The organism is Kordia antarctica, from assembly GCF_009901525.1.
In the GTDB taxonomy this organism is placed as follows: Bacteria; Bacteroidota; Bacteroidia; order Flavobacteriales; family Flavobacteriaceae; genus Kordia; species Kordia antarctica.
In genome coordinates this window covers 4,566,523-4,580,631 of record NZ_CP019288.1, presented here as the reverse complement: position 1 = coordinate 4,580,631, position 14,109 = coordinate 4,566,523, and the positions used below count along the sequence as shown (strand labels likewise).

Here is a 14,109-nt window from a genome sequence, read left to right as displayed (position 1 = left end):
TGTATTTTTCAGACCCTAAAAGTAGACATTTTGAATATTTTCTGTTAAAATTTTAACAAACCTTTATCGTTTTCTTTAACCAAAAGTAAACTTTTGCGCCGATCTGCTATTTTTACATGTACTAAATTCTGTTGATCTTCTTCTAATTCGTATAAAATAGTGTTTTCAATTTCGAGTGAATTTACCGCTGCAACACCACTAATCTCTAAGTAACAAATAGTGACATCATCTTCGTATTTTTTTCCGATAAAATCGAATGTTTTCAATTCGCCATTAACCCAAATTTTTAGTTTCTTATTGAGATACTTCTCCATTAACTGTTCTACTTCTTTGGTGTTTTTTTCGGTAGTCAGTTCTTCTTTTAGGTCGTAGCGCATTTCCAGTACTTTTTGAAAATCATCAATAAAGATGCGCGTTGTTATCTGTAAAGCTTTATCTATTTTGCTATGCTCAATGTTAATAACACTTACGTAGAATTTATGCGCTGTTACAAATGATAGTAGCGGAATAGCAACGAACAACACGAGTAGTTTTTGAATTTTCATTGAAGTATATAACTTTTATTTTTGTTGTTACAAAGATATTCAAAAAGCATTCCAAATTGCTCTTTTGTATTTTATTGCTCGATGAATTAGTCTTTTTTCTTGATAGATTCCAAAAACGTTTTACTTTGTTTCACCATAAAATCAATCATTAAAAATTCATTTTTCTCTGAAAAAATATCTTCCGAAGGCAATTGATCATCACAATAATATAAAAACGCGCTAATTTGATCTTTTGGTATGCCTAAATTATTCTCAAAAAACTCATCCTTATAACGATACCGTATTTCATTAAAACTTGTACGCTCATAAATAGCCTTTTCTTTTTCTCTATTTTTTCTTTTTCCTATGATAGAATTCAAAAGCATTCCCACAAGCCCGAGAATATTAGCACCTTGAAAATTTGCTTGCCCAAGCGCTTCATTTTTTACTTGCGAATAACGGTCAGAAGCAAATTGATAATCTTGATACTTAACAATTTGTTCTTCTTGAAAATCTAAAAATTTCTCTTGATTTTCAGGAGTAATCACAACTTCATCTAACTCTTCTACTTTCTCTTTTACCTCAACCACCAACCGATTATTTTTGATAATTTTATCTGTAATTACAATTTCCCTAATTGTATACTGAACAGAAGAAAAAACCAAAATATCATCTTTTTTAGCCAGGATTTCATATTCACCTTTATAATTTGTGCTTGTTCCTTTACTGGTTGTATTATTTACAACATTTACACCAACAACATTGACGTTTCTATAAATTACAGCACCACGTAAAATTTTCCGTTCGCTATCTTGCGCAAGCAATCCTATGGAAATAAAGAGACATACTAAGACTAATTTTTGTTTCATAAATGTTGTATTGTTGGTTAAAAAGTATGGTTGCAAATACGGCATAAAGAAATTAACAATTCTCCTTAAAAAAATGCCAACGTACATTAAAATTTTGTTAAAAACATTTAATCATTACTTTTACGTTTTAGTATACACATTAGCGCGTAAACATTATGAAAAATATCATCATTGCCAGTACATCAACTGTCCACGGAAGTGGCTACTTAGCCTATTTACTTAACAAACTTACTTCGTTTTATAAAGATACGGAAGAAATTCTATTTATTCCATATGCGCGTCCTGGTGGAATTACACATGATGAGTATACAGCTGTCGCTGGAAAAGCCTTTGAAAAGATTGGGAAAACAGTTCGTGGAATTCACGAGTTTGAAAATCCTGTGGAAGCAATTGCAAATGCAAAAGGTGTTTTTACAGGCGGCGGAAACACATTTTTATTAGTTTCTCAATTATATCAACATCAAGTGATGCAACCTTTGCGAGAAGCTATTTTTAACGGAACACCATATTTGGGCACAAGTGCAGGAAGTAATATTTGCGGACTTACCATGCAAACAACGAATGACATGCCAATAATATATCCGCCAAGTTTTAAAACATTAGGCGTTGTCTCATTCAACATAAATCCACATTATTTAGATCCGATTGAAGGTAGCAAACACATGGGAGAAACGCGTGAAACACGAATTAAAGAGTTTCATAAATTTAACACGCTTCCTGTTGTGGGAATACGAGAAGGAAGTTGGATTCGTGTCAAAGGTGAAAAAGTTACCTTAGAAGGCGAACACAGCGCACGGATTTTTGAGTACGAAAAAGATCCGTACGAACTAGAAACTGGTTCGGAAATAGTGTTTATAAAATAAAAAAAGTTGTCTGAAAAGTGTGAATTTCGTCAAACCGAACTTGATTCGGTTTCTCTTAATCATCGATAATCAGTGTTATGAGATTCTGAATCAAGTTCAGAATGACGCCTTTTATAGCTTTTGTGACAACTTCTTTACTTTTTTATTCTTTTTCAATAGTACACGGAAAATCTGTATAATTTGGATCGCAATGATCATAATGTGTTCCTGCTACTCTTCCGCCTCTTGCTTTTGATAAGTCAAATATTGAAACTTTTGTAAATTTCAACTTCTTCTTGAATTCTCTTTTTTTAATACGTTATATAATTTAAGTGATTAAGATGGCTCAATACAAAAATATTTTTCGACTTCTCAGTAGAATTTCCCCATAAAAAAAGCCGATTCAAATGAATCGGCTTTTTTAGAGCGAAAGACCAGGTTCGAACTGGCGACATTCAGCTTGGAAGGCTGACGCTCTACCAACTGAGCTACTTTCGCATAGCGGGTGCAAATATAGAAAAATACAAACACTTTTTCCTAATGTTTTTTTAGATTTTTTTCAAAAAATGATAGCCGAGCGCGTTAAATCCTTGATTATAATAGAACTTATGTGACGGAAAATTTTGCACATACGTATTCAATTCAATCGTAGTCACACCTTTTTCTTTCCCGTAGACTTCAATCCATTCAAATAATTGCTTCCCAATTCCTTTACTTCTGTACGCTTCATCAATATACACATGATCTGGTTCAAAGCTTTTTCCGCAATAATGCCGCGTTGTGCTCCACAAACCAAAACAACCAATCAATTGTTCGCTATCGTAAATTCCAAATGCTTCATAATGCTGTGTCAACATTTCGGCAAAACGAGCTTTTAGTAAATCCATCGGAACTTTTTGTTCGTTCATAATATCCAAATATGGTAAAATGATTTCCGCTTCTTCGCCTTTGAGTAATTTAAAAGTAACTTGCATTTTGTACTAATTTTATTCAAAATTAATTTATTTCTGTAAAACTCAACTCCAAAATTAATTATACTTTTGAATATTTAGATTAAATATTGTCATTATGCAAAACAACAATTTTACCATTAAAGAAATTCCTGCGACAACTGCATACGACGTTCGCCATCCTGTATTGCGTGAAGGAAAACCGTTAGATTCTTGCCATTTTGATGGAGATAATTTACCAACCACTTTTCACTTAGGATATTACACAAATGAACAATTAGTTGGCGTAGTTACGTTGTTAGAAAAAGAGCATGCAGAATTAACCGTTGAAAAGGCGTTTCAATTGCGTGGAATGGCAGTGTTGACCAATTTTCAAAAAAGAGGAATTGGTGATGCGTTGGTAAAAAAATCTGAAGAAATGATTCTCGCTCGTGGCGGAACATTTATTTGGATGAATGCACGTGAGATTGCGGTTCGTTTCTATGAAAAATTAGGCTATAAAAAACATGGCAATCCATTTTCTATTCCAAAAATTGGCCTGCATTTTGTAATGATTAAAATGTTATAACTAAAAATAGGAATTCTATTATGAAAAAAATTATTTTTCTCTTGCTTACGAGTACAAGTTTATTCGCGCAGCAAACTGAAATCACTTTTAAGAAAGATTTCGATTCGCCTGAAATTTTTCTGCAACTTCCTGAATTTAAAAACATCAACGTAAGAGATGTAGCGATTTCTCCAACGAATGATGAAATTTTCTTCACCTTAGATGCGCCAAAAAGTGCATTTAGAACCATTTTAACTTCCAAGAAGGTAAACGGTAAATGGACAGCTTTTGCAATTGCTTCTTTCTCCGGAAAATATCATGATATTGAGCCTGCTTTTTCTCCAGATGGAACACAGTTATTTTTCGCGTCTAAACGTCCAATAGGAACAGAAACTTCTCTGAAAAAAGACTACGATTTATGGGTTGTAACCAAAGAAAATGGCGAATGGAAAAACCCAACTCGATTGCCAGAAACCATCAATTCAGACAAAAACGAATATTATCCTTCAATTGCCAATAACGGAACGCTGTATTTTACCGCTGAACGCGATGATGCAAAAGGAAAAGAAGACATTTACAAAAGTGAATTTAAAAACGGAACGTATCAAACACCTGAAAGTTTAGGTGAAGGCGTAAATACAAAAACATATGAATACAATGCATATGTGAGTCCTGATGAATCGTTTATCATTTTTGGTTCGTACGGACGAAAAGGAAGTCTAGGAAAAGGCGATTTATACATTAGTTTTAACAAAAATAATACGTGGCAAGAAGCTGTTCATTTAGGAAAATTAATTAATTCCGATCAAATAGATTATTGTCCGTTTGTTTCTTTTGACAAGAAATATTTCTTCTTTACAAGTGAAAAAAGCACGATTCAGACTTCGTATGATACTTTATCAATAGAAGCCTTAAAAAAAGTTATCAATACAGGAAGTAATGGAACTTCAAAAATTTACTATCTTCCGTTTGAAAAATTACTAAAATCAATTCGACTTGAATAGATCAAACTTCATGAAGCTTTTCGGACTTGGAACTGTTGCACTTTATAGTTTCCCAAGCATGGCTTTTAATACACAAAAATCAGACACATTGGAACTTATCGGAAAAGGAAATCCAACCGTATTTGGCAACGGGTTTTCCTTGCGAAAAGAAGCCTATGATGCGTTTGTAAAAATGACCGCTGCCGCTGCAAAAGACGGAATTGAGATTCATCCAGTTTCAAGCTATCGGAATTACGCACATCAAAACCGAATTTGGGAACGCAAGTACAAACGGTTTACAAAGCAAGGTTTATCGCCTATAAAAGCAATTGAAAAAATTATAGCATATTCTACGATTCCAGGAACTTCCAGACATCATTGGGCAACCGATATTGATATTATTGACAAAAGCGCTTCGTATAGTGGCGATGTGTTAGTTCCTGAAAAATTTCACGGCGACGGACCATTTTGCAAACTTCGCGAATGGTTGGAAACGAATGCAAATACGTATGATTTTTATATTGTATATACTGATGATGCACATAGAAAAGGTTTTGAGTACGAACCTTGGCATTATAGTTACGCGCCATTATCAAAACCGATGTTAAAGGAATATCGCAAGTTAGATATTAAAAAAATGTTGCAAGCTGAAAAATTAATGGGAAGTGAGCATTTCGACGAAAATTTTATCAATTCATATATAAAAGAGAACATTTTGGATATTAATCCTGAACTTTTGTAACAATAACAATTCAATCTAAGAATTACTAAATGTTTATTGAATGTTTTTCTTTTTCCGCAGTATAGAAAAGGTTTTGCGTTAAGAATTTTCGAATCCTTGGAGAAAATTTAGCAAAAGTTTTTCGGTTTTAGTTTTCCAAAGAGAAAACTAAAAATACCTCTGGAAAAAGCGCATTTTCTTTTGTTGATGCCTGTACTGAACTTGATTCAGTATCTATTGTGCGAGCAAAGAAAATGAAAATCTAAGCCTAAAAATGATGTATTTTAGTTACTAATTTACTTAGGAAGTCTAAGTTTGTATTTTGAAATTATTACAACAGATACATTTTATCACAGCATTTTTGTATTTTTAAAACATAAAGAAATAGCATGAGAGGAAATAAATTAAAAATTCGATTGTTGATTGGACTAGCAATTGTAGCATTTGCTTTTTTTAAGAAATGTGGCAGTCAAGAACGAAATGAATATACAAATCGTGTACAAACGATCAATATGACTACGGATGAAGAAATTAAACTAGGTTTTGCAAACCGTGATGCGATGGCGCAACAACATGGCGGTTTGTACCCTGATGCTGGCGCGCAAGCACGTGTTGATATGATTGGAGAAAAGTTAGTGAACATGAGTATGGCAAAACAATCTGACTACAAATTTGAATTTCATTTGCTTGCCGATACCAGAGCTATTAACGCTTTTGCATTGCCTGGCGGGCAAATTTTTATTACGCATGCTTTATATAGTAAACTCGATGACAACCAACTAGCAGGTGTTTTGGGTCATGAAATTGGACATGTTTTGGGAAGACATTCCGCAGAACGTATTGCTGAAACTGATTTTTGGAAAACGATTTCAACTGGCGCTAATGTTGGTGCTGATATGGGAAATTTGGTTGGTGGCTACGCACAAAACACTTTATTACAAAATGGTCGTGAAGACGAATTGGAAAGTGACGATTTAGGTGTTTTATTGATGATAAATTCTGGCTACGATCCAAAAGCAATGATTGATGTGATGAAAATTTTAAAATCTGCCGCAGGACCAAATAGAGTTCCAGAGTTTCAAAGCACGCATCCAGATCCAGAAAATAGAATTGCTAAGATTAAGGAAGCGATTGCTAAGTATAAGCAGTAGGTTTTTGGGTTTGAAATGCTAAATGTTGAATTTTAAATTTTAAATGTGAAAGTGCCTAATTTTCAGCTTTTGGCTATTTGTCTTTAGCTTTTGCCTCTTAATCCTGTGGAACGTCATTGCGAAAGTTTTAGAAAAACTTGAAGCAATCTGTTTCTCTACATCCAGTATTTGGTCTTTGGTCTTTGGTCTTTGGTCTTTGGTCTTTGGTCTTTGGTCTTTGGTCTTTGGTCTTTGGTCTTAAAATAAATATTTTTTAAATTTATAATTCAACATTCATAATTTAAAATTATTAAACCTCCAACACTACCATCATGACGGTAAAACAGTAACGTTTCTCTTTTTTTTATTTATATCTTGTTGATTATTATTAACTTAATTATACAACCATGAAAAAAAAGACGAATTACTTACAATTAAACAAGAAACAAATTAGTATTTTAAATCAATCATCGGTAACTGGCGGAAGAGGTCATTCGAGTCAGTGTCCAGTTGTAACCGTACAAATCACACGATGCTACGGAGCCAATCAATGTCAGAAATGGCCTAGTCAAGATTAATATTAAAATACTGCATAAAAAAAAAGCCGTTTCCTTCCAGAAACGGCTTTTTTATAGGTAATCTTGCATTCTTATTTTGAAGCTGCTGTCAATACTTTTTTAACGTCTGTTGCTTTTGATTGTTCTGCGTAATCAATAGCAGTATGTCCGTCTTTATCTTTTGTATCAAATTTCGCACCACTTTTCAATAATAAAGAAGCTATTTTAGTTCTGTTGTAACGTGCTGCATACATTAATGGTGTTTTTCCGTTAGATGTTTTGTTTACGTTTTCTCCGAATTCGATCATTTTTTTAACTGTATCAAAATCGCCTTTTGCAATTGCAATACAAAATGAATTTACCTTGACTACTTTTGTTATCGTAATTTCAGATGTGTTCGTAGTTTCGTTGTTTCCTTCAGTTGCGTTTGCCGTTGTGAATGAAGCTCCTACTATAAGAGCGATCATAAAAATTGTTTTTTTCATACTAATTGATGTTTTTTAATTGATGATTGATATTTTTTGATTTTTGTAATTTGATTACACCTAAGAGACGACGCTACACAAAAAACGTTGCACGCTTTTTTCATTTATAACACTTTCTTAACTATTCAGCCATAAATCTGTTAAAGCCATCTTAAAAAATAGAAAAGTGTTAACAGTTTATATAGAAAATTTTAAGAAGTCGTTAGTATTGTATTTTTAGTGTTTCTACGAAAAAAGCAGTGTTTTATTATGAATATGATAAACCTTTGGTAAAAAGATTGGTTTTTAAGGTTCAGGTTGTTATTATGTAATGAAATACGCTTATTTTTATTTTTTTAAATCAATTTATCTCGAATGAATAAGAAAGTTATTTTAATGATTTTGGATGGATGGGGAAAATCGCCCAATCCAAAAGTTTCTGCTATTGCCAACGCAAATGTTCCATTTATCGACAGTTTATATACCAAATACCCGAACGCCAATTTGCTAACTGACGGAATGAATGTTGGTTTGCCAGAAGGTCAAATGGGAAACAGCGAAGTTGGACATATGAATTTAGGCGCAGGACGTATTGTGTATCAAGATTTAGCCAAAATCAACTTAGCCATTCAGAATAATACGTTGAAAGATGAAGTTGTTTTAAAAGAAGCTTTGCAACATGCAAAAACGCATAACAAAGCAGTTCATTTTTTAGGTTTGGTTTCTAATGGTGGCGTACATTCGCACATCAGTCATTTAGAAAGTTTAGTCAATATAGCAAACGATCATAATGTAGAAAATGTCTTTGTGCATGCATTTACAGATGGAAGAGATGTTGATCCAAAATCTGGAATAGAATTTATTGAACGTACAGAAAACTTCTGTGCAGAAAATAATGCAAAACTAGCAACAATTACAGGTCGTTATTATGCAATGGATAGAGATAAACGTTGGGAACGCGTGAAATTAGTATATGATGCTTTAGTGAACGGAAAAGGAACGTTGAGCACAAATGCTACAGAAAGTATCCAAGAAAATTATGATGCTGATATTACAGATGAATTCATAAAACCCATCATTTTAACGGACGAAAACAACGAGCCAATTGCAAAAATAAAGGAAGATGATGTCATAATCTTTTTTAACTTTAGAACAGATCGTGGGCGCGAATTAACAGAGGTTTTGTCACAGCAAGATTTTCCAGAATTTGGCATGAAAGCACTTCCGCTCTATTATGTAACTTTAACGAATTACAAAGCTTCTTATAAGAATATTCATGTTGTTTTTAATAAAGATAATATTAAAGATACTTTGGGCGAAGTTTTATCCAAACATGGAAAAAAACAAATTCGTATTGCGGAAACAGAAAAATATCCGCATGTAACATTCTTTTTTAATGGTGGACAAGAAACACCATTTGAAGGCGAACAACGTTTATTATGTCCGTCACCAAAAGTAGCAACCTACGATTTACAACCAGAAATGAGCGCGTATGATATTCGCGATAAAATCATTCCAGAATTGGAAAAAGAAACAGCCGATTTTGTATGTTTAAACTTTGCTAATCCAGATATGGTTGGTCATACCGGAAACTTTCAAGCTGCCGTAAAAGCCTGTGAGGTTGTAGACGAATGTGCAAAAGCTATTATTGAAGTTGCTCAAAAACATGGTTATAGCACAATTGTAATTGCCGATCACGGAAATTGTGACACTATGATTAATCCTGACGGAAGTCCAAACACAGCGCACACGACAAATCCTGTTCCTATTATTTTGGTTGATGAAGACATTAAACATATAAAAGACGGAGTTTTGAGCGATATTGCACCAACTATTTTGGAAATGATCGGAATACCTCAACCTGAATTAATGACGCGAAAATCACTTATCTAATGAAAAGAATAGTATTTATTATCACAATTATATTTTGCTTGCAGTCTAAGGCTCAAGATGTATCATACGGAATTTCTGTAGGTACAAATGTGTACTCATTACTTACCGACAGCAATGTCTCTTTTAATCCGAGTGGGTCTTATTCTATACCAGAATATGCTGGACTACACGTTGGAGTTTATGGAGATTATCAATTAAATGACCATTTTGGTATTGTGGCAGATATTGCATATGAGAAACGAACTATAAACATTGACCCAAGAACAAAATTGAGCTACATCAGTCTGAGCCCAAAATTAAAATTTGACATCAACGGAAGTTACAATCAAGGCTTTTATCTAAAGTCAGGTTTGCGCTATGCTATTCTCACAGCAGCAGAAACCACTACAGGAGTAGATGTAAAAGAAGGATATAAAAATGGTGCTTTTAGCTTAAATTTAGGAGTTGGAACTAACTTTTCTAAGTTTTTAGGTTTGGAATTGATTTTCGACTATTCACTTACCAATGCTTTTGATGCTGATGTAAAATCAAAAATGTTTGGAGCATACGCAATGCTGACAGTAGATATTGAAAAATTAATACATAAATAACAATCGTTGGAGTTATTCAACCCAAATTAATGACCCGAAAATCATTAATCTAAAAAAATTAAACAACATTTATATCCTAATTTAAGATGAAAAAAATACTTTATATTCTAGTGATCGTTACTTTTTTCGCATGCAAAAACGAAAAGAAAGAAACTGTTCCAACGACTGAAACTACTGCAACTACAGATAAAAATGATTCAGATGAAATGGAAGACGAAGAAGAATTACCAATTTTGACTGGCGTTCAAACACGTGAAACAATTTCGGCAGCACCTTATGATAGTTGGTTTGCGCCAACATATTCAACATATCCTGTGGATAAAGAAATTACAGCCGAAATACAAACGTTGTTTGCTGATATAACTGTGAAGATTTTTATGGGAACTTGGTGTGAAGATAGTCAGCGGGAAGTTCCACATTTCTACAAGATTTTAGATGTTATGAATATTTCTAAAGAAAAGGTTGAATTGATTACGCTTGATGAAGAAAAGGAAACGCCTAAGCATTTGGAAGATGGTTTTAATATTACCAATGTTCCTACGTTTATATTTTATCGCAACGGAAAAGAAATCAATAGAATTGTGGAGTCGCCAGTAGATACTTTAGAAGAAGATATCTTGACTATTTTATCTGGAGACGACTATAAACATTCGTATGCTGAATAAAACAGGATTTCTTTGTAGCTTTGCAAACACAAAATAGCGACTGGAATGATTGCGAAAGAGAGCTTATTGATTGCCATAGATTTTGATGGAACCATTGTTGAAGATGCGTATCCTAAAATTGGTAGTCCGAAAATCTTTGCTTTTGAAACCTTGAAACGCTTAGAGAAAGATGGACATCGATTGATTTTATGGACCTATAGAAGCGGAAAACGTTTGAAAGAAGCTGTTGCATTTTGTAAAGAAAATGGCATTGATTTTTATGCCGTAAATCATAGTTTTCCCGAAGAAATATTTGAAGGAAAGGTAAGTCGGAAAATCAATGCAGACTATTTTATTGATGATAGAAATATTGGCGGATTTTTGGGTTGGGGCGAAATTTATCAGTTACTCACCAACGAAACGTCAAACGTAGAATTAAAAAAGAAAAAAGGATTGTTTTCCTTTCTAAGAAAATGATAGTAGCAAAAACACGAGAAGAAATTGAATTGATGCGCGAAAGTGCATTAGTCGTTTCCAAGACATTAGGAATGTTAGCTGGCGAAATTAAGCCTGGCGTAACAACGTTACATTTAGATAAACTTGCCGAAGAATTTATTCGTGCCCAAGGTGCAATTCCTGGGTTTTTAGGATTGTATGACTTTCCAAACACATTATGCGTGAGTCCAAATGCACAAGTTGTTCATGGAATTCCAAATAATTCACCTTTAAAAGAAGGCGATATTATTTCGGTAGATTGTGGCGCTATTAAGAATAAATTTTATGGCGATCATGCGTATTCTTTCCCTGTGGGAGAAGTGACTGAGGAAGTGAAAAAACTGTTGGAAGTAACCAAAGAATCTTTGTACGTAGGAATCCGCGAATTTAAACTTGGAAATCGTGTAGGCGATGTTGGTTTTGCAATTCAGCAATATACAGAATCACACGGTTATGGCGTTGTCCGCGAATTGGTTGGTCATGGATTGGGAAGAAAAATGCATGAAGATCCAGAAATGCCAAATTATGGAAAACGTGGTCGTGGAAAGAAATTTATTGAAGGAATGGTCGTTGCGATTGAACCTATGATTAATATGGGAACTAAAAACATAAAACAATTGCGTGATGGCTGGACAATTTTGACGCGTGACGGAAAACCAAGCGCACATTTTGAACACGACGTTGCACTTGTAAATGGAAAGCCCGAATTGCTTTCAACTTTCAAATATGTCTATGAAGCTTTAGGCATTGAAAGTGACGAAGAAGCAGAATTTAGACAATCATAAACATCTTTAAACAAAAAAATACTTTGAAAAAATTACTCTTTAGCACACTCATTTTTTGCTTACTTAGCTTTTCTACAAACGCTCAAGAAGAAAAAGAAGTAGATTGTTCCGATTTAAAAACAGGTGTATTTATTATTCCTGCGGATAAATTTGTTCCGCTTTCGACCAAAATAGTCCGCGAAAATAATTTTCAAAGAGAATATATGAGTAATGGGGATGAAGCAAGCTCGCGCCTTAAATGGCTTAGTGATTGTAGTTATTTGATGCTTCCCGAGCCAGAGAAAGAAGGAGAAGATCCTATGGAAGCACTTGTTCGTAAACATGGCGGTGTTCAGGTAGATTTAACTGCTAGAAAAGGAGATACTATTTATTTTACTGCCAATCTTTATAAGGCTTTAAAAAAAACAGAAGTGAGTTCATTTATGATTAAAATTGAATAATACATACGTGAAAAACCTTTTTAAATACATACTAAATACGATTCCAAGACCACTTTTAATTAAGTTGAGTTACTGGATTCGCCCAATTGTTACGTTTGTATTGAAAGGAAAGAACTATACAGATCCGATTGACGGAAAGAGTTTTCGAACGTTTTTGTCGTATGGTTATGCCATCAATCGTGAAAATGCGTTATCGCCAAGCACATTGTCTTTGGAACGTCATCGATTACTTTGGTTGTACTTACAGAACGAAACAGACTTTTTTACAAAACCACAGAAGGTGTTACATTTTGCACCAGAACAAGCTTTTTACAAGCGTTTTAGAAAACAGAAAAACTTAGAGTATACAACTACTGATTTGTTGTCGCCGTTGGCAGATGTGAAAGCTGATATTTGCGATTTACCTTTTGAAGATAATTCGTTTGATACGATTTTATGCAATCATGTGCTGGAACATATTCCTGATGATACGAAAGCGATGCAAGAGTTGTATCGTGTTTTGAAACCTGGCGGAATGGCAATTTTGCAAATTCCACAAGATTTAGATCGCGAAATTACTTTTGAAGATGATACGATTGTAGATAAAAAAGAACGCACAAAAATCTTCGGTCAGTACGATCATGTGCGTGTGTACGGACTTGACTATTTTGATAAGCTACGAAGTATCGGATTTAGAGTTGAAGAAGTAGATTATACAGCAGATCTTATTATTGAAGATATTGACAAGTATTGCTTGATGGAAGGAGAAATTATTCCTGTTTGTTTTAAATAAGTAGTGAGATTTTTTAAGTCGCTTTGCTCCTTTTTTGTTTTTTGTTAATTCGTTTTCTGTTAATTTGGTTGTTTGTTAGTACTTATTAAGATTTTCCTTTTAAATATGTTTCGGGCGTTAAAACAACCAATTCACTCTTTTTGAAATCTTTTAGGTTTCTTGTTAGAATGATTTTTATGTGTCCATTTTCAATAGCTGAAAAATTTTGTAGCGCATCTTCAAAATCTTTAAATTCAGAATTTAAAGCTTTTAGGACTGCATTCTTATCCATTTTCACAATATCAATTATAGTTATAAGTTGTTTTATTTTTTCTATTATAACTGCATGTTTTGCTGTTTTTCTAAGTAAATAATACACATTAGAAATTATCACAGGAGTTGTATATCCTTTTATTTCTTTTTCAGCGCATAAGTTTAGAATTTCTGTCGCGTATGCCGAGAATGGTTTTCTGTCAAAAAAGAAATCTAGCAATACATCTGTATCTATGAGAACTTTATCCATTTATAAATACTTTTTTTCTAAGCGATTTTCAAGTTCTTTTTTATAATCCATATCCTTTGGCATTGTAAAAGAACCTTTTAAGGATTCTACTATTGGATTGAGCTTTTTACTTTTTTGTTTTCGTTCTTCTTTGGTAAGCATTTTTAAATAGTTTTCGATAATATCTGATAAGCTGCGATTTTTTCCTTTCGCATAGTTTTTTGCTCTTTCAATTATTTCTTTTTCTATTGTTAGTGTCAACTTTGTGTTCATACTAATAAGTTTATGAATTGTCAAATACAAAATTACAAAATAATTTAACAACACGTGTTAAATTATTTATTTTTATACGTGCAACCATGTTGTGAACGAAAAAAATATTGGTTATAGTGTAATTTTTATCATTGAAGATATTGATAAGT

Annotated in this window: 20 protein-coding genes and 1 tRNA gene; 13 read left to right on the top strand and 8 right to left on the bottom strand. The window is 33.3% G+C overall.

The window, feature by feature from the left end; all coding sequences use genetic code 11:
• Positions 1-44: 44 nt before the first annotated feature.
• Both IMCC3317_RS19235 and IMCC3317_RS19230 read right to left on the bottom strand, forming a co-directional pair.
• Positions 45-545: a DUF6702 family protein gene (locus IMCC3317_RS19235; RefSeq protein WP_160131107.1), complete on the bottom strand. Its 501-nt coding sequence runs from the start codon at positions 543-545 to the stop codon at positions 45-47.
• Between the two features lie 86 nt (positions 546-631).
• Positions 632-1,393, bottom strand: a complete 762-nt coding sequence (locus IMCC3317_RS19230) for a carboxypeptidase-like regulatory domain-containing protein (RefSeq protein ID WP_160131106.1) — start codon at positions 1,391-1,393, stop codon at positions 632-634.
• Between the two features lie 155 nt (positions 1,394-1,548).
• Here IMCC3317_RS19230 and pepE point away from each other — a divergent pair, with 155 nt between their 5' ends.
• Positions 1,549-2,256: a dipeptidase PepE gene (gene pepE / locus IMCC3317_RS19225; RefSeq protein ID WP_160131105.1), complete on the top strand. Its 708-nt coding sequence runs from the start codon at positions 1,549-1,551 to the stop codon at positions 2,254-2,256.
• A 142-nt stretch (positions 2,257-2,398) separates the two neighbouring features.
• Here the strand turns inward: pepE and IMCC3317_RS23805 are convergent, their stop codons facing one another.
• From IMCC3317_RS23805 to IMCC3317_RS19215, 3 genes are all read right to left on the bottom strand, one after another.
• Positions 2,399-2,524, bottom strand: coding sequence for a hypothetical protein (locus IMCC3317_RS23805; protein ID WP_262887061.1), 126 nt, complete (start codon positions 2,522-2,524; stop codon positions 2,399-2,401).
• A 136-nt stretch (positions 2,525-2,660) separates the two neighbouring features.
• Positions 2,661-2,733 (bottom strand) — tRNA-Gly (locus tag IMCC3317_RS19220).
• A 50-nt stretch (positions 2,734-2,783) separates the two neighbouring features.
• Positions 2,784-3,209, bottom strand: a complete 426-nt coding sequence (locus tag IMCC3317_RS19215; RefSeq protein ID WP_160131104.1) for a GNAT family N-acetyltransferase — start codon at positions 3,207-3,209, stop codon at positions 2,784-2,786.
• A 94-nt stretch (positions 3,210-3,303) separates the two neighbouring features.
• Here IMCC3317_RS19215 and IMCC3317_RS19210 point away from each other — a divergent pair, with 94 nt between their 5' ends.
• From IMCC3317_RS19210 to IMCC3317_RS19190, 5 genes are all read left to right on the top strand, one after another.
• Complete coding sequence (locus IMCC3317_RS19210; protein ID WP_160131103.1) at positions 3,304-3,753, top strand: GNAT family N-acetyltransferase; 450 nt, start codon at positions 3,304-3,306, stop codon at positions 3,751-3,753.
• A 20-nt stretch (positions 3,754-3,773) separates the two neighbouring features.
• Complete coding sequence (locus IMCC3317_RS19205; protein WP_160131102.1) at positions 3,774-4,736, top strand: TolB family protein; 963 nt, start codon at positions 3,774-3,776, stop codon at positions 4,734-4,736.
• The gene (locus tag IMCC3317_RS19200) at positions 4,729-5,457 is read left to right on the top strand and encodes a M15 family metallopeptidase (RefSeq protein ID WP_160131101.1); all 729 of its coding nucleotides are present in this window, start codon (positions 4,729-4,731) and stop codon (positions 5,455-5,457) included. The genes IMCC3317_RS19205 and IMCC3317_RS19200 overlap by 8 nt, the downstream gene beginning before the upstream one ends.
• Positions 5,458-5,825: 368 nt before the next feature.
• A complete protein-coding gene (locus tag IMCC3317_RS19195) occupies positions 5,826-6,587 on the top strand; it encodes a M48 family metalloprotease (protein ID WP_160131100.1) in 762 nt (253 codons plus the stop codon).
• A 386-nt stretch (positions 6,588-6,973) separates the two neighbouring features.
• On the top strand, positions 6,974-7,144 hold the full coding sequence (locus IMCC3317_RS19190) for a hypothetical protein (protein ID WP_160131099.1): 171 nt from the start codon (positions 6,974-6,976) through the stop codon (positions 7,142-7,144).
• Positions 7,145-7,215: 71 nt separating this feature from the next.
• On the opposite strand, the gene IMCC3317_RS19185 is transcribed toward IMCC3317_RS19190, so the two are convergent.
• Positions 7,216-7,608: an ankyrin repeat domain-containing protein gene (locus IMCC3317_RS19185; protein ID WP_160131098.1), complete on the bottom strand. Its 393-nt coding sequence runs from the start codon at positions 7,606-7,608 to the stop codon at positions 7,216-7,218.
• A 354-nt stretch (positions 7,609-7,962) separates the two neighbouring features.
• Between IMCC3317_RS19185 and gpmI the strand changes: the two genes are divergently transcribed.
• From gpmI to IMCC3317_RS19150, 7 genes are all read left to right on the top strand, one after another.
• Positions 7,963-9,480 (top strand): 2,3-bisphosphoglycerate-independent phosphoglycerate mutase, encoded by a 1,518-nt coding sequence (gene gpmI / locus IMCC3317_RS19180; RefSeq protein ID WP_160131097.1) that lies wholly within the window; start codon positions 7,963-7,965, stop codon positions 9,478-9,480.
• The gene (locus IMCC3317_RS19175; protein ID WP_160131096.1) at positions 9,480-10,070 is read left to right on the top strand and encodes a porin family protein; all 591 of its coding nucleotides are present in this window, start codon (positions 9,480-9,482) and stop codon (positions 10,068-10,070) included. Before gpmI ends, IMCC3317_RS19175 begins: the two co-directional genes overlap by 1 nt.
• Positions 10,071-10,156: 86 nt before the next feature.
• Positions 10,157-10,735, top strand: a complete 579-nt coding sequence (locus IMCC3317_RS19170; protein ID WP_160131095.1) for a thioredoxin family protein — start codon at positions 10,157-10,159, stop codon at positions 10,733-10,735.
• Positions 10,736-10,780: 45 nt separating this feature from the next.
• Positions 10,781-11,191, top strand: coding sequence for a BT0820 family HAD-type phosphatase (locus tag IMCC3317_RS19165; RefSeq protein ID WP_160131094.1), 411 nt, complete (start codon positions 10,781-10,783; stop codon positions 11,189-11,191).
• Positions 11,188-11,994 (top strand): type I methionyl aminopeptidase, encoded by an 807-nt coding sequence (map, locus tag IMCC3317_RS19160; protein ID WP_160131093.1) that lies wholly within the window; start codon positions 11,188-11,190, stop codon positions 11,992-11,994. Before IMCC3317_RS19165 ends, map begins: the two co-directional genes overlap by 4 nt.
• A 23-nt stretch (positions 11,995-12,017) precedes the next feature.
• A complete protein-coding gene (locus IMCC3317_RS19155) occupies positions 12,018-12,434 on the top strand; it encodes a hypothetical protein (protein WP_160131092.1) in 417 nt (138 codons plus the stop codon).
• A 7-nt stretch (positions 12,435-12,441) separates the two neighbouring features.
• Positions 12,442-13,206 carry a class I SAM-dependent methyltransferase gene (locus IMCC3317_RS19150; RefSeq protein WP_160131091.1) on the top strand — a complete coding sequence of 255 codons (765 nt, stop codon included), beginning with the start codon at positions 12,442-12,444 and terminating at the stop codon, positions 13,204-13,206.
• 85 nt (positions 13,207-13,291) lie between these two features.
• Here IMCC3317_RS19150 and IMCC3317_RS19145 read toward each other — a convergent pair whose 3' ends face one another.
• Together IMCC3317_RS19145 and IMCC3317_RS19140 are read right to left on the bottom strand one after the other, a co-directional pair.
• Positions 13,292-13,708 (bottom strand): type II toxin-antitoxin system VapC family toxin, encoded by a 417-nt coding sequence (locus IMCC3317_RS19145; protein ID WP_160131090.1) that lies wholly within the window; start codon positions 13,706-13,708, stop codon positions 13,292-13,294.
• Positions 13,709-13,960: a DUF6364 family protein gene (locus IMCC3317_RS19140; RefSeq protein WP_160131089.1), complete on the bottom strand. Its 252-nt coding sequence runs from the start codon at positions 13,958-13,960 to the stop codon at positions 13,709-13,711.
• Between the last annotated feature and the right edge of the window lie 149 nt (positions 13,961-14,109).